Annotated in this window: 13 protein-coding genes; 11 read left to right on the forward strand and 2 right to left on the reverse strand. The window is 61.6% G+C overall.

The window, feature by feature from the left end; translation table 11 throughout:
- Positions 1 to 4 precede the first annotated feature (4 nt).
- From ACIP90_RS11300 to ACIP90_RS11320, 5 genes are all read left to right on the forward strand, one after another.
- Positions 5 to 1504, forward strand: coding sequence for an aldehyde dehydrogenase family protein (locus tag ACIP90_RS11300; RefSeq protein ID WP_400579412.1), 1500 nt, complete (start codon positions 5 to 7; stop codon positions 1502 to 1504).
- A gap of 348 nt (positions 1505 to 1852) precedes the next feature.
- Positions 1853 to 2587: an IclR family transcriptional regulator gene (locus ACIP90_RS11305; RefSeq protein ID WP_400579413.1), complete on the forward strand. Its 735-nt coding sequence runs from the start codon at positions 1853 to 1855 to the stop codon at positions 2585 to 2587.
- A gap of 685 nt (positions 2588 to 3272) precedes the next feature.
- Entirely contained in the window at positions 3273 to 4112 is an 840-nt protein-coding gene (locus ACIP90_RS11310) for a hypothetical protein (RefSeq protein WP_400579414.1), read from the forward strand.
- 153 nt (positions 4113 to 4265) lie between these two features.
- Positions 4266 to 5774 (forward strand): four-carbon acid sugar kinase family protein, encoded by a 1509-nt coding sequence (locus tag ACIP90_RS11315; RefSeq protein ID WP_400579415.1) that lies wholly within the window; start codon positions 4266 to 4268, stop codon positions 5772 to 5774.
- 92 nt (positions 5775 to 5866) lie between these two features.
- The gene (locus tag ACIP90_RS11320; RefSeq protein WP_400579416.1) at positions 5867 to 6718 is read left to right on the forward strand and encodes a class II fructose-bisphosphate aldolase; all 852 of its coding nucleotides are present in this window, start codon (positions 5867 to 5869) and stop codon (positions 6716 to 6718) included.
- 1393 nt (positions 6719 to 8111) lie between these two features.
- Here ACIP90_RS11320 and ACIP90_RS11325 read toward each other — a convergent pair.
- Positions 8112 to 8789 (reverse strand): aspartate/glutamate racemase family protein, encoded by a 678-nt coding sequence (locus tag ACIP90_RS11325; RefSeq protein WP_400579417.1) that lies wholly within the window; start codon positions 8787 to 8789, stop codon positions 8112 to 8114.
- A 214-nt stretch (positions 8790 to 9003) separates the two neighbouring features.
- On the opposite strand from ACIP90_RS11325, the gene ACIP90_RS11330 reads away from it, so the two are divergent.
- Entirely contained in the window at positions 9004 to 9402 is a 399-nt protein-coding gene (locus tag ACIP90_RS11330) for a hypothetical protein (RefSeq protein ID WP_400579418.1), read from the forward strand.
- Between the two features lie 263 nt (positions 9403 to 9665).
- On the forward strand, positions 9666 to 11039 hold the full coding sequence (locus ACIP90_RS11335; protein WP_400579419.1) for an MmgE/PrpD family protein: 1374 nt from the start codon (positions 9666 to 9668) through the stop codon (positions 11037 to 11039).
- A 601-nt stretch (positions 11040 to 11640) separates the two neighbouring features.
- Here the strand turns inward: ACIP90_RS11335 and ACIP90_RS11340 are convergent.
- Positions 11641 to 12927 carry a substrate-binding domain-containing protein gene (locus ACIP90_RS11340; RefSeq protein WP_400579420.1) on the reverse strand — a complete coding sequence of 429 codons (1287 nt, stop codon included), beginning with the start codon at positions 12925 to 12927 and terminating at the stop codon, positions 11641 to 11643.
- 631 nt (positions 12928 to 13558) lie between these two features.
- On the opposite strand from ACIP90_RS11340, the gene ACIP90_RS11345 reads away from it, so the two are divergent.
- The 4 genes from ACIP90_RS11345 (at position 13559) to ACIP90_RS11360 (ending at position 20072) form a co-directional block, all read left to right on the forward strand.
- Positions 13559 to 14485, forward strand: a complete 927-nt coding sequence (locus ACIP90_RS11345) for an ABC transporter permease (protein ID WP_400579421.1) — start codon at positions 13559 to 13561, stop codon at positions 14483 to 14485.
- A gap of 50 nt (positions 14486 to 14535) precedes the next feature.
- Positions 14536 to 17064 carry an ATP-binding cassette domain-containing protein gene (locus ACIP90_RS11350; protein WP_400579422.1) on the forward strand — a complete coding sequence of 843 codons (2529 nt, stop codon included), beginning with the start codon at positions 14536 to 14538 and terminating at the stop codon, positions 17062 to 17064.
- A gap of 62 nt (positions 17065 to 17126) precedes the next feature.
- Positions 17127 to 18593, forward strand: coding sequence for an aldehyde dehydrogenase (locus tag ACIP90_RS11355; protein ID WP_400579423.1), 1467 nt, complete (start codon positions 17127 to 17129; stop codon positions 18591 to 18593).
- Between the two features lie 741 nt (positions 18594 to 19334).
- Positions 19335 to 20072, forward strand: coding sequence for an IclR family transcriptional regulator (locus ACIP90_RS11360; RefSeq protein ID WP_400579424.1), 738 nt, complete (start codon positions 19335 to 19337; stop codon positions 20070 to 20072).
- Positions 20073 to 21240 lie beyond the last annotated feature (1168 nt).

Consider the following 21240-nt stretch of genomic DNA (forward strand, 5'->3'; position numbering starts at 1 on the left):
AATCATGACCACCACCCAGCAGAGTTTCGCTCCGTCCGAACAGGCGCAGAGCTTCTTGTCCCGCGAGGTGCACCATCTCTTTATCGACGGTCAGAGGGTCCCGGCCGAGTCCGAACAGACGCTGACCACCACCAATCCATCCACAGGCGAGGTCCTGGCACGGTTCGCCGCCGGAGGACCGTCCGACGTCGATCGGGCGGTCCTCGCTGCACGCAAGGCGTTCAACGGCCAGTGGAGCTCCTGGAGCCCCTACGAGCGCCAGGCGCTGCTTACACGTATCGCCCAGGTCCTCGACCAAAGGTTCGAGGAACTCATCCAGATTGAGGCCCTCGATATGGGCGCCCCCGTCTCAAGGTTGCGCAATTCCAAGGCCTCCTTGATGAAAATGTTGTCGTTTTTCGCCTCCCAAGCGACGAGCATCTCCGGCGAGACGCTGATGAACGGCATCCCCGGTAACGTCGCTACGATGACGCTGAAGGCACCGGTCGGGGTCATCGGCGGAATCATTCCCTGGAACGGACCCCTCAACGGTCAGTTCTGGATTATCGGCGCTGTTCTGGCCAGCGGGTGCACCGCCGTGCTCAAGCCTGCTTCGGAAGCTTCGCTGTCGGTGCTGCGCGTTGCCGAGATCCTGCACGAAGCCGGGGTCCCGGCCGGGGTCATCAATGTCGTCACGGGATCCGGGAGCGCAGCCGGAAACGCGCTGGCGGCGCACCCCGACGTCGACCGTATCGCATTCACCGGATCCACCGAGACCGGCCGCCGGATCATCGAGGCGTCCACCGTCAACATCAAAAAGCTGCAGCTGGAACTGGGCGGCAAGTCGGCGGACATCGTGTGCGCTGATGCCGACCTGGATAAAGCAGTGCCGGGGGCCGCCATGGGTGTCTTCTCGAATTCAGGCCAGATCTGTTTCGCCGGTACGCGCGTGCTGGTTCAGCGGCCCATCGTCGATGAGTTCACGGAACGGCTGCTGGCCTTCATGGACACTCTCAGGGTCGGGCACAGCTTGGACGCCGCGGCCACGTTGGGCCCGGTCATCTCCCAGCCCCAGTTGGACACTGTCCTGAACTACATCGATATCGGCCGAAATGAAGGCGCCGAGCTGCTCTACGGTGGTGCACGTCTTGGGGATGAACTTGGAAGCGGATACTTCGTGCAGCCCAGCGTCTTCGGCGGCGTTAACAACAACATGCGCATCGCCCGTGAAGAGATCTTCGGACCCGTTCTTTCCATCCTTCCGTTCGATGACATCGACGAAGCCATCGCCATCGCCAATGACAGTGAGTACGGCCTTGGCGGAGCGGTCTGGTCACAAAACCTGTCCACTGCCCTCCGGGCGGTTCACGGAGTGCACACGGGCACGATGTGGGTCAACTGCTACGGCTACATCGATCCGTTGGTCGGCTTCAGCGGAACGAAGCTGAGCGGCTACGGCTATAAAGGAACTGCTGCCCATATGGACACATACCTGTACACGAAGAGTGTCTATATGCAGCTGTGACGGTGAGGGGCGCAATACGTCTGCAATGAAGGATGATGCATCTCTGAGCTTCTTGGAGGCTGCACGCAGGCGGCAATACCGAGGGCAGCCGCCCTCTCAGGCGGCGGCCCTCGGTACAGCGAGGATCACATCTTCGAGCCCGCCACTCAGGTACAATGGACACCATTGCCGGCGCCTTCGGACAAGCCGTCGTCGCCGTTCAGAGCACTCCAGGTGGACGTTGGTCGGCCCGCCTGACGGGGTGGTATCAAGAGAAGGATGGAGACTCACGCCATGAGTGGACGAGGTTCGCCAGGCGGCGCGGGTGAGGTGACAGAAAGTCCGGACAGTGCGGGCAGCCTAGCCAGGATGCTGAACATTCTGGAACTGTTCACCGAAACAGAGCCTGTTTGGTCGACAGTAGCCCTCATTGAGGCTATTGAAACCTCCAGGTCGACGGGATACCGCTACATCAAAACCCTGCATGACGCGGGACTACTCACTACAGTTCGCAACGGCTACTACAGCCTTGGCCCGCGCATTATCGAGATGGACCTTCAGATCCGCCAGACGGACCCGCTGCTGCTAGCCAGCCACGGCGTCCTTGAGGACCTGGTGGCCAAGATCGGGCACTCGGCTCTCTTGTGCACTGCTTTTCGCGATTCGGTCCTGTGCATCGGAGAGTGTCGCGCCCCGCAGAGCCCCGAAAACCGGTTCAGCCGCGGGCAGCGGCGCCCGATGTTCCAAGGTGCGGTGTCAAAGGTTATCCTGGCCCATCTCCCCCATCACCGGCTGAAAGCCATCTACCCCCGCTACAGTGCGGAAATTGAGAACGCCGGACTGGGCAGCACGTGGAGCGTCTTCCGCAAGACCCTGGGTGAGATCAAAAAGGACGGCTACATCCTGACCATGGGTGAGTTTAACCCCGGCGTTTACGGCGTCGCGGCACCCATTCTCACCGATCAGAAGACAGCCGTGGGCAGTGTGGGTGTCGCGTGGGATGAGAAAGCCCGGCGCGACGTCGAGGTCCCGCAAGCAGTGCTGGCCGTCAAGCAAGCGGCAAAGACAATATCGGAACGCCTGATGGAGTCACAGCGCCGCTGACCTGGCCGAGTGACCGGATGGGGATCGTCTAGGCAGCGCTATGTACCTCACCCCGAAGTATTCCCCGATGCCGTAAGTCCTGTCGCGGCGCATGCGCTTTCCTTAATGCCGCTGAAACAGAGCTTCGGGTCACGAAATCAGCCGCGCCGCAGCGACGCGATCTCGTACTCCACTGACTCCGCTATCGGGGACAACTAGGCCAGATTCATGCATTGCACAGGGCTGTGAAGATCGAGGCGTTGTTGATCACAACATCGACCCGGCCCCCCTGTTTCGATGCGGGTGTCGACCATCGCCGTGACGGAGACCGCGTCGGCCACTTTTCACCTTGACGGCCAAGCCGACACCGCTGGCCTCATGAATTCTCCTTGACGACCGTCTAGGCCTTGTCGAGGTCGGCTCCCACGAAAACAACACCGGCCGCGGCGAGCTGGCGCTCCAGCGCGCGGCCGATGCCTCAGGCGGCAGCGGTGATAACCACTACCCGCCCCTCGACACTGAAGTCCCGCGCCGCCGCCGACACGCCTGGGCAATCTCTTCTTTTAGTGATTGACAATATCCCGCCATGTGGGATACAGTCAATTCAGGGTGGTCGGGCCTGCACGAATAGCAGCGGGCGGACGGGCCACCGCACCCCCGCCGGATCTTGCCGGGGGATGAATCGACTTTTGTGAAGGAGCAGGAGATGCGCGTAAGCAAAGCAGCGGAGACCGACATCGAAGCAGTTGGATCCATGCGCGAGGGGAAGCTGGACCAGAAGCACCTGCTGTTCGGTGAGGACGGCTCGCCGAACAACTACGATCTCAATATGGGCCACACCGGCGGCGGTGGATGGCGGACCCCGCGTCACCGGCACAACTTTGACCAGGTCCGCTACGTCATCCAGGGCCGGCTGCCCTACTCCGAGGACGATTTCCTGGAGGAAGGCTGGGTCGGGTACTTCCCCGAAAGCGTCCACTACGGACCTCAGGAACGCGCCGAAGGCCTCCGGACCCTGGTTCTCCAGGCCGGCGGCGCCAGCGGCCAGGGCTACCTCAGCGTCGCACAGCGTGAAGCGACCAACGCCGATCTGGAAAAGACCGGCGAATTCAAGAAGGGCATGTACCACTACACCAACGCCAACGGCGACGAGCAGGTCGTGGATGGATCGCAGGCGATCTTCGAACACGCCACGGGCGGCAAACTCGAGTTCGCCACCCCGCGCTACGAAGACGTCATCGCCATGAACCCCGACGCCTACGACTGGTTGCCCTCAACCGACGAGGGCGTCTCGGAAAAATGGCTGGGCACCTTCACCGAGCGCAACTTCCGCATCGGCTTCGTCCGACTGGATGCCGGCGCCGTCTACCAGGCTGGCCGGTTCCCGTCCATCGAAATCCTGTTCCAGACCAAGGGCCAGGTCACCGCAGGCGGCGAGAAGTACGGCGCCGAAACCGGATATGAGTTCCTCGCCAACGAAGGCCCCGTACCCGTCGAAGCCATCGAACCCACGGAATTCCTCCGCTTCGTCCTCCACACCTTCTGAGCAAAAACACGGAGCAGCACGGGGCCGAACGCGGCCCCGTGCTGCTCCGTGAGCGACTGCCATAGCGCGCAATATGCGGGCAGGGCGCCAACCGAACGCTCAGCTTCGACACCAATAACCAATAACCTTCATCACATCACAATGGAGCGCATAGTGCCGCTTGAACGAGAAGTCTTAGCCGCCTTTCCGGCCGAGGTCCCTATCCCATCCGCGACCGTGGCTGATGCTCTTGCCGCCTCCAACGCAGGCACCCCACGCGTGCTGGTGGTACTCGACGACGACCCCACTGGAACTCAGTCAGTGGCAGACCTGCCCGTGCTCACGCACTGGGACGTGGAGGACTTCAGCTGGGCCTTCGCCCACATTCGTGAGCAGCAGACCAAACCAGCCGTTTACGTTCTGACCAACACCCGTAGCCTGGACCCGGCGGAAGCCGCGGCTCGTAACAAGGAAATCGTCCGCAACGCGCTTGCGGCGGCCGACGTGGTGGAAGGCGAACTACGTTTGGGGTTCGTCAGCCGCAGCGACTCCACCCTCCGGGGCCACTACCCGCTGGAGCCTGACGTTATTGCCTCAACAGTGGCCGCCGAAACTGGCGAGGTTACCGACGGGGTGGTCATCGTTCCGGCGTTCCCCGACGCCGGTCGCATCACCATCGGCGGGGTGCACTACATGCGCGGCACCGGAGCAGACGCCGGCACACTCACACCCGTGGCAGAGACTGAGTTCGCCAAGGACGCAAGCTTCGGCTTCGCCAACTCCGAGATGGCCAAGTACGTAGAGGAGAAGTCACAGGGCCGGTTCGCCGCTGACTCCGTGATCGTCCTGGACCTCAACATCATTCGCGCTGGAGCCTCGGCGCAGGACCCAACCATCTCCGCCAAGGCCATAGCGGATGCCATCGAATCCGCCACCAACTCCACTCCGATCGTGGCTGACATCGTTACCGAGAATGACTTCCGCGCTTTGGCCCTCGGTTTGGAGGAAGCGGAACGACGCGGCAAGAAGCTCCTCTACCGCGTTGGTCCGCCGTTCGTCCGCGGCCGTATCGGCCAGGAGATCCGCGCCGCACTGACCTCGGAAGAGGCATACGCGGGCAACAGTCCCTCCCTAGCCGGTGGCCTGATCGTGGTTGGCTCGCACGTTGGAGTCACCACCCGCCAGCTCCACGACCTCACGGCAGAGCACAGTTCGGCACGGATCATCGAGATCGATGTTGAGAAACTGCTTGCCGCCAAAACCGAAGCAGCTGCTGACGCCTACATCGAAACCGTCGTGTCCGACGTCGTCGATGCCCTCCGCCAAGGCGACGTCATCGTCCACACAAGCCGCCTGCTCATCAAGACCGAGGACGCCGCAGCAAGTCTGAAGATCGCCCGCACCGTCTCGGCCGCCGTCGTGGCTGTCGTGAACCGGACACTGAAGACGTTCCCGCCGCGGTTCGTCATCGCTAAGGGCGGCATCACGTCCTCGGACGTTGCTGCCCACGGACTGCAAATCCGTCACGCTATCGTGCGCGGACCCATGCTGCCGGGCATTGTCTCACTGTGGGAACCGGTGGACGGTCCCGCCAAGGGCATCCCGTACATCGTGTTCGCCGGCAACGTGGGAGACGACCAGTCCCTGACCCAGGTAACCCGCAAGCTCAGCAACACTTTTTAACCTAGAAAGTCATTGGAGAACATGACCAGCGATTACACCGCCACCGTCCTGACGTTTACGTCCAGGATTCTGATGGGAGGTTCGGGCGTCTGATGCGCACCCGACTCGACCATCTGGTCACCACCGCGCTGCAGCACGGCTCCGCCGTTCCCGCGTTCACCTGTTACGACTTCACCACCGCACTGGCAGTGGTGGGTGCGGCGGAGGAAGCGGGCCGGGGAGCCATCCTGCTGGTGGCGCCGAGAACTGCGGCCACATCCAATGGACTGCGGCTTGTCGCCGCACTCCGCGGGTTGGCGGACGCGGCTGCAGTGCCGGTGGCTGTGCAGCTTGACCACGCCACAGACCTCCGCGTCATGGCCGACGCCGTCACGGCAGGGGCGGATTCGGTCCTCGCTGACGGGTCGTCCCTGCCGTATGAGGACAACATTGCGCTTGTCCTCGCGGCCCGAACACTGTTGGGTCCCGACGTCGTGCTCGAAGCGGAATTAGGCGGCCTCGCGGGCGACGAGGACCGAGCCTTTGGAGCGGACCAGTCCGGCGTATCCGTGGCCGGCTTGACCGACTCAGCTCAGGTTGAAGATTTCGTAGCCCGTACCGGTGCCGAACTGCTGGCGGTGGCCGTGGGCAACGTCCATGGCAAATATAAGGGCGAGCCCCAGCTGCGCTGGGACGTCCTGCAGGACATCGCTGTCAGGACGCACATCCCGCTAGTGCTGCACGGCGCCTCCGGCATCCCCGTAAAAGAACTAGTCAAGGCGGCGGCCATGAACGTGGGCAAGGTCAACTTCAACACTGAGCTCCGCACGGGCATCCTGGCCACACTGCAGGAGCAGCTCCCGGGGCACCGGGTCGACGGCGAGAACCTCCAGAGCCTGCTGGGTCATTGGAGCAGCTCAGCCAAGGATTTCGCTGCCAGGACGCTGGCCACCCTCACCCGTTAGGCGCACTGTCCCGCTGTCACGCCGTACACGGCGGCCAAACAAGATCGACAACTGTGCCGCTTTCGCCTGGAGGCGCGAGCCGCTGAAGGACAGTCTCGAAGGTAGCTGCCCGATCATCGGGCGTGCGCTTGGGTTGTCCCCGGGAATTAGGCCGGGTCCCGCATTGTTACCCGGCCAACGTAGGCAGGCCGCCGCGAGCACGGCGCAGTCCATCCAGAGCCCTCCGCTGAGGCCAACCGGAGCGACCAGCAGTCTCGCGGCGGCGGGCGGGCTCACTTGGCCTACTCGGTTGCCGAGTAAGCGGAGGGCAAATGCTTGCCTGAAAGCGGGCGGAACGGCCTGTACCGAGCGTCATCGTGATTGGCTGTCCCAGGCCCAGAAAGAACCCTCCGATGGCCAGCAGGGTTCCTCCTGCAATCCAGGGAAGCTCGAATAGCCAAGGCAGCAAGGCAAGCGTTGTTCCCGCTCCCGCAATGCTCGCTATGACGGGCGCGGGCAGGCTCCAGTAGGCAAAGAGGTCCGGCAGGTAGCAGGCGGAAAGCGATGGACGCAGCCGCATGGGTTGCTAGCAGGATGCCTATGATGACAGGGGGCATGGCCTTTGTCTTCTCCCAGGAGAGGGAGGAACGCCACGAGGATGTCGGTGGTGGCTAGGAGGTCAAGGCTTGCCACTAGTTCATCCGCATTGTCGGATAGCGCAGGAGAGCGGAGACGCTATCCTGGCGGGACGGCGGCGCCGCGTTCATTTTGTTACCGAGTGCTTGCTATACCGCAGCCCCGAACGCACCCGGAACGGCGAGCACCGAGATGATGCCGGCAATGAGGAGTGCGGCGTTGGCGTCTGCGAGCCGCATCCTAGCAGTAACTCCTTCCGAGGACCCCATAATAGGGAGGCCGGCTAGGAGAGGTCCCAACATGTCCCATGGCGACGGAAGCAGTCAACCACCCCGAAGGCGGCATCGATATTTTGGAGGGCTACGAATCTCGCGATGGCCGTCCTCCCGTACCGTACCGCAAGAGCACGACGGCGGGAACCTCCTGCCGATTGTCCCGCGATAGTGAAGCACAGGTGACCCATGCGAGTAGTGCACTGGTTTAGGGTGACCAGGAGAAGGGGCGGGGATACTGACAGCACGAAGGGCCCGCCGGCCAAGAGCAGAGGACAGCAAAAATAATGACTGTTCGCCAGCGGCCTCGGCAATCGCCTGCTGGGCACGCGCCGAATCGGCGTTACCCAGCGTCCAAACGCTTCTTGTAAACCAGCCCAGACGCATACGGAGCAGGGCATCGCCGTGTTGGACGACTCAAGATACCGATGCTCGGGTGCTCAAGTACCTGGCTTCACGTCCTCCGCGTTCCCCTTCTTAAACCAAGAATGACTTGGACTGGCTGCTCACGCCGCGAGCTCTGCGACGCGGCGAGCGAGGTAGTCCACGCCCATACGAGGGCTCGACAGAACCGTCTTCTTGGTCTTCTCCTGAAGAACTCCTGCAAGGCGGTTCATGGATGCCTGCGCTAAGACGATCATGTCAACCTTTTCGGCGAGGTCCATCGCCTGCTCGATGACCATGGCATCGTGCTTTTCGCGGTCCCCCGACATAAGGACCGAGAATGCTCCTTCGCACAACCGCTGCTCGAGCGTGATGCTGCGGCCGATTTCGTCTGCTTCTGCTTGGATCAAATCTGATGTCGGACCCAGCGTGGTGGGCACGGTGGCCAAGACGCCGATGCGGTTGCCTTCGCGGGCGGCTCGCATCGCCATAGCCTCGTCAATTTTCACCACGGGGGTATGAACGTTTCGGGCAGCGACGTCCAGAGCTGGTCCCAACGAAGAGCACGCAGAGAAGATGATGTCTGCGCCCGCTGCTTCCGCTGCCTGCGCAAGGTGCGTCATTCGTGCCTCGCTATTCGATGAGATCCCTTGCTCGCGCACGACTGTGGCCAAAACGTCAGAGTCTACAAAGTGCATGACTTCAGCATCAGGAATTAGCTCAGCGATGAGGTCGTTGATCACAGGCTCGACAGAAACAAATACGAAGCTTGTGTGCAGAATCGCGATCTTCTTTGACACGCTAGTTACATCCTTTTTGTAGACGGCTGATGGCTGGTGGCTCATCAGACGTGGGTGGTGGTGTGTCTGGCAATAGCTTGCGGAAACCAAAACTGATCCTTGGACAAACGCTTAGGATAGACAATATCCCGTCATGTGGGATACTGTCAATATCGGGCAGAAGCTGGCAGGGTTCCAGTAGGTCATTCGCGTCTGCCGTTGTCAGGAGGAGAGCATGGAAGACACACGGGATCATCCACAGGATTCCGCCCAGTTCGTCGGATCAGCGGTGGTCACCGGTGCATCCTACGGCCCCCGAACCACCATTTTGAGGCTTCAAACCTTCGCCGGAGAATACATCGACCACACCGTTGGCGATATTCCCGACCCCGCAGGGGCAGCCGGATTCCGCAGCAACAACCTCCGTCCCATCTCGGTCAAGATCCAGCATGCTGGTGAACGGTGCAATGTGATTGCGCTGACGTCGGACGGACCGCGACGCTCGAATGTCACTCTGGGCACGGCCCTAGCATTGCACCAGTTCGGGGTGCATACGGTGGTCGACGGAGGCCTCCAGATCGGCGTACCCTGTTCTACCCACAAATATGCCAAGGAGCGCCCTCCGTTGTACTGACTCCTTGACCTCGCGCGGCCACTCTCACTTTGATTTTTCAGAGTCCAGGTTCTGCTCGTTTCGCATGCTTTCTATAGCATTTGCCGACCCCCTATATAGACGAGTATTCCGCGGATGCGGGTTGCACTCCGCGCCCCCAATGCCCGACGAACCCTGCAAGCTTCGACACGATCACCCAAATGATGCGGCCGTCCTCCTTAACATCGGTGGCGTTCGGCGTTCCCCACAACGAGAGGTATCAGATGCCCGCACATGCTAGTGATTTGGTTCAAAATTTCGCGAGCTTTGTTGCTGAGACCAATTACGCAAGGACACCTCCAGCTGCCGTTGAGGCGGCTAAGAAGAGCATTCTGGACACACTCGGAGTGATCCTCGCCGCGAGCGGGACGGAACCCGCCGTCCGGGGCCTCGTCGACCTCGTTCGGGAAAGCGCGGGCCGTCCCGAGTCATCCATACTCGCCTTCGGGGGGAAGGCCCCCGCGATCATGGCGGCATTCGCAAACGGCGCTATGGCCCACTCCCTTGACTTCGACGATCAGACGCCCTGGGGCCAGCACGCGTCGAGCTCCATCGTCCCGGCGGCGTTTGCCGTCGCAGAACGCACCGGTGGTGTCACAGGAGAGGAAATAATCGCCGCGATCGCCGCCGGACAAGACATTTTCGCTCGTCTGCGCTGCAACGTCGAATGGAAGAAGGACTGGAACCTCTCCTCGGTGATGGGCGTATTCGCCGCCACTGCGTCGGCAGGCCATCTGCTCGGCTTATCCCGCGAACAAATGATCAATGCCTTTGGGATCGCTACCATGCAATCGTCCGGGGTGATGGAACTTGTTGCCGGAACAGGCGGAGACGTCCGCGGCATGTATGCGGGCTTCTCGGCCAAAGGCGCTGTTCTCGCCGTGCTGCTCGCCGAGAGAGGAGTAACCGGCGTCCCGACCGTTTTCGAGGGCAAGTTTGGTTTCTTCAGCACCTACTTCAACAGCCGGTACGATCGGGAGGCCATGCTCGAAGGCCTCGGCAGAGAGTTCAAGGGCAGCGGAACCCTGTACAAGCTCTGGCCTACGGTGGGAACGGCCCACAGCCACATTCACGCCACTATTGAACTGCTGAACGAAAACAGGCTCCAGCTTGATAAAGTCAAAGAAATCCGGCTCTACGTCGGCGACTACCACGATCTGATGTGCCGCCCATTGGAGGCTAGGCGCGCGCCGGCAACACTCGTTGACGCCAAGTTCAGTCTTCCCTTCCTTGTAGCTGTCGCAGCCGTCCATCGGGGCGTGCAGGTGTCACATTTCACGAAGGAAGCGCTGGAGGATCCCAGAGTCCTGGCTGTGGCGCAGAAGATCGTCCCCGTGGCCGACGCCAGCCTTGACTGGAAGCTTGAGCTGCCTCCAGGGCGCGTAGAGATCGAAATGACTGATGGCAGGAGATTCCACAAAGTGGGGACCGGCGTCCCCGGCAACTCGGAAGCCCCACTGAGCTGGGAAGCCATTGGACAGAAGTTTAGGGACTGTGCGGCTGTTTCCGTCAGACGCCCAGCATCAGATCAGCTCTCAGCCGTAGAACGCCTCACCCGGAATCTGGAGTCGGTTCCCGATGCCGTGGAATTGGTGCGGGCGCTGGCCCCTCGGGACTGATTGCTCCGGCGGGGAAAGCGGAGCTGCGGGTGCATTGGAATGCCGGCGTTTCCCTCGGGCTGATTCAGCCCGGGTGGGGCGCCGGCATTCCTCCATCTCGAAGGTGTGAAAGGGACCTCCCAGACGAAGTCTGCCAGAAGGCGAAAACTTCGGCTAGGCAGAGGCGGAGATCCCTTCAGCCCGCTTTTGCAGTGGCCTCACCCTTGTCATGGCGGCCAAGCATTGACACGATGGGAGAGAAGAGTTCCTTCTTGAACCATGTGTACAATGCCGAACCGGTTTGTGCCCCTTCGTTCTGTGCAAACTCGAATTTTTCTCCAGGTTATTTGCCCAGTGCCTGGTTCGACCGCGTTCGCAGCAAACCCAAGAATATGCCTTTCACGTTCTCAGCCATGCCGGCCTCGGGGCGGTGAGCGTGATACCGGAGTGGTTGGACCTTGACTACCAGCCCAAAAGACAGCACCCCGGGTCCCACGTACCGGGGTGCTGTCTGATGTCTTGACTGATGCTGAAGGATCGATGTCCTGTGGCCAGCACCGTGCTTGCAATCCTGGAAGGCCGCCGGTCCCGCAAGCGTGGCCCGCGGCTCCGATGGGCCTCCTTACGGGGCTGCCAGCGCGAGGTTCATCTGCTCGGGTGTGAGCAGGCTGGAAACGGGAACCCTGGAGGGGATGTCCGGGCTGTTGGTGTCGAGGACCGAGTCGGTAGTGACCACCGGAACACGCACAGGCACTTGGGCGGGAACCTGCTGGCCTTCCCTGATTTTGATCCCCGCAGTGACGCCAAACCGGGGGAACCAGACGTGGCTGCTGGCCATCCAGGACGTCGGGTTAACTCCGGCCTTCTTCGCCTGCTGAACCAGTGTGAGCCAGGAATGTGTCATGACGTCGCTCAAGAAGGCCGGAGGCGTCTTTTTCTCGGCAATGTAGGGCTTGGCGAAGTCGTCCGTCGTGTCGTCGTAGATGATCGCCGCAGGCTCCTTGCCCGAGGCCAGGAGGGCGTTCGCAGCCTGCGCTGCGCCTTGGGCTGTCCACTGCGTGAAGCCCTCGGTGACCTGGGTCCAGCCCGCTTCGTCGAGGACCTTCTTCGCGCACGGCTGCCATGCCGCGGCGTTGCTGTTGCCGGGGATGCCGGTGTAGAGGGCGTAAGTCTTGTTGTTCCCGAGCTCCTTCACCAGGGTCTGGGCGCCCTCGGTGTAGAGGTCACAGAGAGCCAGCGGGACCTGGGCGGATACCGAGGAAGCCGAGGATTCCGGGAGAGGGGTGTTATACGTGACTACGGTGACCCCAGCCTGCTTGGCCTGCTGGAGCGCGGACGCTATCGCGCCGCCGAAGACCGGGTCGGTCACGATGATGTCAACCTTCTGCGCGACCAGGCTCCGCAGGTTCGCCAAGACGGCAGCGACGTCGCCGTTGGCGTTGTTGTACACGATCCTCTTGACCTGCGGATAAGCCAACGCCTGGGCCGTGGCTTCACCGCGCATGATGCTGGCAAAGGAGTTGCTGTTCTCGAGCGCGATGGCCACGGTCAGGGACCCGCGTCCGGTGTCGCAGGAACTCTGCTGCAGGCAGGTCTTGAACAATTCGTTCTGCTCGGCCGTCAGCGGTAGGGAAGCAGCTGCCATCGCATCCGCCACCACGGGGTCCAGGTCGGAAACGGGAATGTCCGTGAGGAAGGTCTTCTTGATCGTAGCCGTGAGGGCCTGCTGGTCGACCTTCTGCGCGGTGATGTCTTCACCGGACGCGGACGCCGTAGTGCCCGAGCCCCCTGAGGACCCAGTCGTCGACGAGCAGCCCGCCAGCAGCACCGCCAGCAGAAACGCTGCCAGCAGCTGAAGGACCGTTCGCTTTTTAAAGGGCCCTACGCGGGCCGGGGATGCCGTTCTCATTGATATTAGCTCCTCATTGGAATGGGTGGTGGCGCCCACGGCCGTCCTTATGGACGCCCGGAAAAGCCGGCCTGTGTGCCCTTCGGCAGCTTCGCGGAAGTGGTGGATGACAGCTTCATGATCGGATTCGGGTGAGCCGTGTGCTCCAGATCACTATTGAACAATATCTCGTAATATGGGATAGTGTCAATCAATGGCGGACCGGTCCTGAGCGAATTGAAGCGGGGGGCCGCCGCGACTTACGGCTCTCGCCAAGGGATGGCATAGATATGCGAAGGGGCGGGAGAGGCTGCCGGCACCGGCAGCGAGCAAGTCTCGTGTCCTTACACATGACTTGTCTCGAGTGTGAGCTGCAACACATTCATTTGTTCTGGAGATAGTGCAACCAGGCTGCGTGAAACCCCACCCTTCGGTCGCTCTGGCCGAAACTTCAGCGAAGCAATGTTGCTTCTGACTCGGAGGTTCAAGAAGTGCTGATGACCATGCGGAGGAATCCGCGATGACTACAGGTGTGACCCGAAACGGCCCGATTCGTAGGCCCCAGTCCGCCGCCCAAAATCGGCTGACCGACTTGAAGTACCGGTTCCCTGCCCGGTATCTGGCCAGCTGGGGGGCGCTCCTGCTGCTGCTGGTGTTCGCAGTGGTCGTCGCCCCAGCCAGCCTGGGCGGGAACTCCGTACGGGTTGTTAGTGCCCTTGCTGGCATCCTCGCTTTAGCGGCGATGGGGCAGATGCTCGTCGTCATGTTGGGCGCGATTGATCTATCGGTCTCCGCGGTGATTGCTGCTGCTGCCGGTATCGTTGTCCACTATGGCGTGCCCGGGGCGAACCTGTGGCTCGTCATTCCGGCTGCCCTTTTGCTGTCCATGTTGATAGGCATCGTCAACGGCTTCTTCATCTGCGTACTTCGACTGAACTCCATCATCGTGACATTGGCGACCTACGGCATTGTCACGGGCGGGATGTTGCTGTGGACCGGCGTGTCCTTCTCGTTGACGGGTGAAGCCCCGGAGCAGCTGCAGCAGGTAGCCCAGTCGTCATTCCTCAACATCAACATGTGTTTCATGGCCGCGCTTGTTGTCGGACTGATCCTTGCTGCTGTTCTCTCCTACACCCGTGCCGGTCGCCGGGTCGCCCAAGTTGGATCGAATCCCCGGGCAGCAACTGCTTTGGGGGTGCGGGTCACGCTGGTTCAGATGAGCACGTTTGCCGCCGTCGGCCTCCTTTACGGAATCGCCGGGGTGCTCGTTGCCGGCTTCATCGGAACGCCAGACATTTCCATCGGTGCTCCCTACCAGCTGGCGACGGTGACGGCCGTGGCTATCGCCGGACTCACCTTCAGTGGAGGCCCAACCAGTGTCGCGAGCCTCCTCGTGTCCTGCGTCTTCCTGCAACTGCTTGATCAGGCGCTTGTTGTGGCCGGGTTCCCCACGGGCGCGCGAATCATGATTCAGGGCTTCACCCTTGTCGTCGCAGTGGCGGCAATAACCATCAGCCAATATGGCATCGCCGGAATCCGGCGCATTGCAGCGCTGCAACTGGGAAGGCCTCTGAAATGACGAGCCAACTCACGCCGCCGCCGTCGCGAAGGACCAAAGGAGAACATGTAGTGGAGAACATTGTGGATGTCGGGGCTTCCCATGCCAGCTCTGTGCCTGCGGAGATCGACTCGAAGCAGCCAGCCGTCGTCCTAACTGGAGTGTCTAAGTCGTACCCGGGCGTGAAGGCGCTTACGGACGTTAATTTCGACTGCCGGCCGGGAGAAGTCCACGCACTCGTGGGAGAGAACGGCTCTGGAAAGTCCACCCTCATCAAGATCGCCTCTGGCGTGCTCACGCATGACACTGGCGAGGTCACGATCGGAGGCCACCCGCTGGCCGGCGGGTCCGTGAAACGTGCCCGCAAACTCGGGCTCGTGACTGCGTACCAGGACACCTCATTGGTTGAGGAACTCACCGTAGCCGACAATATCGCGCTCTCCTTCAATGCCATCGGCGAGCCGCGACCCTCCGATCTGGACCGGCTTCTTGCCCGCTACGATTTGCCGTTCAAACCCACGGACCTGGTGGGCGCACTGGGTCCCGGCGCCCGCCAACTCCTCGAAGTCGCGAGGGCTATGAGCCACCAGCCACGAGTCCTTATGCTCGACGAGCCGACAGCGGCCCTGGACATGCAGTACGCGGCGCACTTGGAGGAGCTGATCCGGCAGTCACGCGATGAAGGAGTCGCCATTGTCTACGTGAGCCACCGCCTGGAAGAAGTCCGCCGCCTTGCCGACAGGCTCACCGTCCTCCGCGACGGAGTGATCCAGGGAACCTACAGTGGCCGGGACTGGGAAGTGGACGAAATAGTTGAGGTTATGGTCGGCGCCCCGACCGACCTCGAGTTCCCCACGCGGACACCGTCGGGGGCGGAAAGCAGCAGGCTTGAAGTTCGGAACCTGGCCGGGCAGGGGTACGGCCCGGTCTCGATCAACGTTCGTCCAGGCGAGATCGTCGGCGTTGCAGGCGCCGAAGGCAACGGCCAGAGAGCCTTCCTTCGCGGCCTCATCGGTGAAAAGCGCAGCTCAGGCGAAATCCTGGTCGACGGCAAACCCGTTGGACGGGGCGGTCCATCGGCGGCTCTGGACGCGGGCATCAGTTTCCAAAGCGGCGATCGCGCTGTCGAGTCGGTCTACAGCGAGCTGTCCGTGATGGAAAATGCTACTGCCCAACTGGGCCCGGAAAGCGGACCCTTCGGCCTTGCCCTGCCGGGCCGCCTGCGGGAGGCCTTCGGCAGGGTGTCGAAGCAACTCGGCATAGTGGCCGCATCCCCCTACCAGCCCATCAGCGGTCTCTCCGGCGGCAATCAGCAAAAAGCTGTCCTTGCCAGGCCGGCCTTGCGCCCTCCCAAGGTCCTGATCGTCGATGAACCCACTCAGGGAGTCGATGCCCGGGCGCGCATGGACATCTACCGCGTACTGTCCAATGCCGCCGAGAAAGGAATGGCGGTTCTCGTCAATTCCTCAGACTCTGCCGAACTGGCAGGGCTCTGCGACCGGGTCTACGTGATGTCGCGGGGCAAGGTGGTCCAGGAGATTGCCAGTCCCATGACCGAGTCTGCCATCGTTCGTAGTTTTGTCAGCGCAGCTGACGTCGACCAAAGCCACGTTGACCAAGTGCCCAGCGACGCCGGGCTCGTGTCCCGACTCCTCGCGCGCGCCGCTTCGAATTTCCCCATCATTGTTCTGTTGCTGCTGACGGCGATTGTGGCGGGGTACGCCGGCAGCCAATCGCCCTTCTTCTGGACGTGGCCCAACCTGGCGAACATGCTGATCATCGCCCTGCCATTGGCCTTCGTCGCCCTCGGACAGCAGTTCACCATGCTTTCAAGAGGCTTCGACCTGTCTATCGGGTCGACGATAAGTCTTACCGTAGTCCTTGTCTCAATGACGCTACCCGACTTAAGTCCCGCTTCGCTGCTTGGAACGATTCCATTGCTCCTTCTCGTCGCGGCGGCGGTAGGCGGTTTCAACGCAGTGCTGATCGGCTGGCTCAAGATCAATGCGGTCGTTGCCACCATTGCCACCATGGGCATCGTTCAGGGCATAGCCATCATCCTGCGGCCCGCCCCAGGCGGAGTCATTGCGCCTGACCTCGGAACAGCAGTTAGCCTCGGAGTCGCCTTCGTGCCGGCCCCCTTTATTGGCCTAGTTGTGCTGACTATCGCACTGGAGCTCTGGCTCTTCCGAAGCCGCTCAGGGCTGGCAGTGCGAGCGGCTGGCTTCAATCCTGAAGCAAGCCGCAGAATCGGCCGGCAGGTCGGCGTCATTCGGGCCGTCGGCCTTCTCGTATGTGCCCTCGGCGCCGTCGTCGGAGGCGTGCTCCTGGCATCCCAGACAGGAATCGGATCCAACGCCGTGGGCGCAACATATTCGCTCCCCGCGTTCGCCGCCGTGTTCCTGGGAGGGGCCGTCATGACCGGCGGCAGGGGCTCCTTCGTTGGTGCGCTTCTGGGCGCCGTTTTCCTCTCGCTGCTCGACAACGTCACGCCGCTGCTGAACATCCCCAACGCAACCGAGCAGGTCATTTACGGCATCATCCTGCTCGTCGCAGTATCCGGCTACACGGTGGCTCAACGGGTACGCACCCGCAGATGACGTCGGACCACCGGGGCATCCAACTTAAGCAGAATATTCAGATCTACAAATAGGACGACGATATGCTCTGGCAAGGAAAATTCGACCGCCTTTTCATCGGCGGGGAATGGGTGAAGCCGAGAAGAGACGGGCAGATCGAGGTTATTTCTCCCAGCACTGAGAAAGTCATAGCGACAGTCGCAGCTGCCTCCCGGGAGGACGTCGACATCGCTGTTGCAGCAGCCCGCGACGCCTTCGACCATGGGCCCTGGGCGCGCTTAGCCCTTCAGGAGAGAATCAACGTCCTGAAGCGTGTCTCTGCCGCTCTGGAGGAGCAGTTGGATCTCTTGGCGGAACTTCTCACCGAAGAAGTCGGGTGCCCGATCACCCAGTCGCGGACCATTCAGATCCCTGCAGCTCTCGCAATCCTCGACTCCTACATTGAACTTGCCCAGAGCTACCCGTTCCAGACCGTGCGGCAATCGCCAACGGGCGCTGCGCTAGTCGTCCGTGAGCCCATTGGCGTGGTAGCCGCGGTCATTCCATGGAATACGCCGGTGGCAAGCGTCATGCAAAAGCTCGGCCCCGCATTGCTGACCGGGTGTTCCTTCATCCTGAAGCCAGCCCCCGAAACGCCCCTCAGCGCCTACTGGTTCGCAGAGGCGATGGAGGCGGCAGGGCTGCCGGCCGGCGTCTTCAATGTGCTTCCGGCCGGGCGCGAAGCCAGCGAGTACCTTGTGTCGCACAAGGGGGTTGATAAGGTCGCATTCACCGGTTCCACTGAAACAGGGCGCAGGATTGCTTCCATCGCCGGACAGGATCTTCGACGCGTGACCTTGGAACTCGGCGGGAAGTCGGCCGCCGTCGTTCTCGATGACGCGGATTTCGATGCGGTCGCCGAGCACCTGCGTCTGGGCTCCTTCCGTAATAGCGGCCAAGTGTGCAGCCTCAAAACCCGAGTCCTTGTCTCGGAGCGGCGCATGGAGGAGCTCGTGGATCGGCTGATCACGATGGTCCGATCGATGCCAGTTGGCGACCCGCACGACCCCGCGACGCAGATCGGCCCGGTGGTCTCAGCAAGGCAGAGGGGAATTGTCGAGAACTACATCGAGGTCGGCAGGAAGGAGGGCGCCAAACTCGTGCTGGGCGGCGGTCGGCCCGCAGGACTCGATCGCGGCTGGTACGTGGAACCGACCATCTTCACGGAGGTCGAACCGGACATGCGCCTCGCTCAAGAAGAGATCTTCGGGCCTGTCCTGGCTGTCATCGCCTACCGCGACGAGGCCGATGCGATCGAAATCGCGAATAACTCCCGCTACGGTCTCAGCGGCTCCGTCTTCACAGCAGACGTCGAGCACGGGCTTACCCTAGCCCGGCAAATTCGGACCGGCGCAGTAGAGCTCAACGGCAATCCACTTGGCTCATTCGCACCGGTGGGCGGCTTCAAGGACAGCGGAATCGGCCGCGAGAGCGGATATGAAGGATTCGACGCCTATGTTGAAGTGAAGTCGATCGGAATCCCTCGGGATTTTGCATCGCAGTTGGCGTGAGCGCCATCTCTCGGAATCGCTGCACCTTCCTTCATTCCGGTTTAGACGCAGAACGGTCCCTGCGTGCCTGTCCCTAGGCGTATGTGCAGGGACCGTTTCGTAGGTTGCCAGGCCCACCCGGAAGATCTTGGCTGTCCCGGCTGACTCCGTTGCCTTCAGAAAGGATTTAGTTCGTGACCTCCGACTCCGCGACAGTTGCCGTCAGGCGAAGCAGCCTTGTCACTTATGTCCTGGCGGGGGGACGTTTCTGATGGGAGCCATCGAGTTCATCGTGGCGGGCCTTCTGCCGACGATCGCTGCCGATATCGGGGCGCAGCGGAAAACCTCAGTGACCAGAATGTCTGCCACCGGCTCCCACCCATCGAACGCGTCAAGTAGAGGAGCCTGTCATCAAGAATCCTGAATCCGCTGATGCTTGCCATAAGCAAGGGAAAGAATGTTATGAGAACGACCAAGGCGTATCGAGACTGAATCCGAGCCACACAAGGAGCAGCGGAGCGACGGCGATTTTCGTCATTAGCTGCAGGACTATAACCGGCGGGTAGAGCAACAGTTTGGCAGTCCTAGAAAGTGCCATGGGAGAACTTGGTCGGGGGTAATATCCTGTATTATGGGACTTCGTAGTCGGGTTGATGCGGCAAGGATAGAGAAGGATGGGGACCAGCCATGGATGGACGCGGTTCGCAGAGTGGCGCTGTTGAGGCGGCAGAAACTTCGGACAGCGCGGGCAGCCTAGCCAGAATGCTCCACATCTTGGAACTGTTCAGCGAAAAAGGGCCCGTTTGGTCGACAGCAGACCTCATTAAAGCACTGGAGACCTCGAGGTCGACAGGGTACCGCTATATCAAAACCCTGCATGACGCGGGACTCCTCACCGCGGTGCGCAACGGCTACTACACCCTCGGCCCGCGGATCATCGAGATGGACCTCCAGATCCGTATGACCGACCCGCTGCTGCTGGCCAGCCACGGCGTACTTGAGGACTTGGTGGACAAGATCGGGCACTCGGCTCTTCTGCTCACCGCGTTCCGTGACTCAGTGCTGTGTGTCGGAGAGTACCGCGCCCCGCAGAGTCCGGAGAATCGGTTCAGCCGCGGACAGCGGCGCCCGATGTTTCAAGGAGCGGGCTCGAAGGTCATCCTGGCCCATCTCCCCCACCACCGACTGAAAGCCATCTTCCCCCGTCACTGCGAGGAAATTGAGAACGCCCGTCTTGGCAGCACGTGGAGGGAGTTCCGCAAGATCCTGGGCGATATAAGAAAGGACGGCTACCTCCTGACCAAGGGAGAATTCAACCCCGGCGTCTACGGCGTCGCAGCACCCATCCTTACCGACCAGAAAACAGCCCTGGGCAGCGTGGGCGTCGCATGGGATGAAAAGGAGCGGCGCGATGTCAACGTCCAGCACGCCATATTCGCCGTCAAGCATGCTGCAACGACCATATCCGAACGCCTGATCAAGAATCAGGGGAGTTCATAGGCTTGCACGGATATACCGACGCCGGCTGGAGTGCCGCGGCGGTGATAGCTCTGCCTACAGTCGTGCCGAGGTGGAAGATCGAGGTGGACATTGCGCCGGCGAGGGTTGGGGCGCGCCGCCGTATCGGATCACCGGTGACACCGGGATCGGCTTGGCCGACAGACCGAGCCCGAGCAACGTGAACAGGCCTAGGAACGCGATAGGTCGACCGGAGACGCCCCAAATTCCGCCGAGATTCGGCGGCAGAGCGGCAGTCAACGATGAGTGGGGTGCTATAGCTGTAGATCGATAGGACGCTGACGGTGGTCAACGGGCATGTGGCGCGAGGGCTGGCCACAGCCGCCCGTTCCACATGGCCCGCAGCTCAGAGCCCGAAACAGAGGGGGTTGTTCGCCCGGGCGGATCGGCGGGGACTAGGGTTGCGAGGGCAACCGCGGCGGTCACCTAGAGGATGAGAGGGCCCAGAATGTGCCGCGCCAGCCGAGCAGCAGATGCCGCTGAATGATTCCAGTGGAATCATCCGACCCATCCGGCCTAAGACGCGCCGGCCGCCAAGACGGTCAGGAATGGCGCATTCAGCACAATCTCGGAATGTGGATTGTCAGCAACGCCATTTAGTGGCGCCGATGATCATCCCAAGCGTGAACACCATGATCGACAGGCCCGCCCGGGCAACGGTGGTGCATGTTCGCTGCGACAGCTGTCAGCATCCCGGCAACTACAAATTATCAGGAACGTCCTGGCGGTCAGGACATGACTTACCGAGGGAAGTCGGGCGGCTAGAGTACAGCGACCTCGCTCCAATGAGAGAGCCCAGTCGTGAGCGTCTAAGTTGCGAAGCGGATCATCGCCTAAACGAATCATTGGCATTCCTCGGCCGCTTGGCTACCTGCGCCGGGCCCCAACAGGTCTCGTGCTCGGCGGTGATGGCTGCGCTGGTGCGGCCCGGCACCGGCCGGGCAATCGGTGACCAGGTGATCCTCAATGTACACAGGACAAGACTGCGCGCGAAACGGCCGGTGCCCCTACAGGCCGATCTGGACCACTTCAGCGGTCATGGTGTGCGCCGGGATCTGATCCGGTCGTGCAGCTACGAGCATGAGCCCCCGGCAAGTGTGAACGTGGATTGGAAAGGTCACAGCGAAGGTTCACCTCGCGCCCAGCGTCC

The sequence above is a fragment of the Arthrobacter sp. NPDC093139 genome, from assembly GCF_044754165.1.
Lineage (GTDB): Bacteria > Actinomycetota > Actinomycetes > Actinomycetales > Micrococcaceae > Arthrobacter.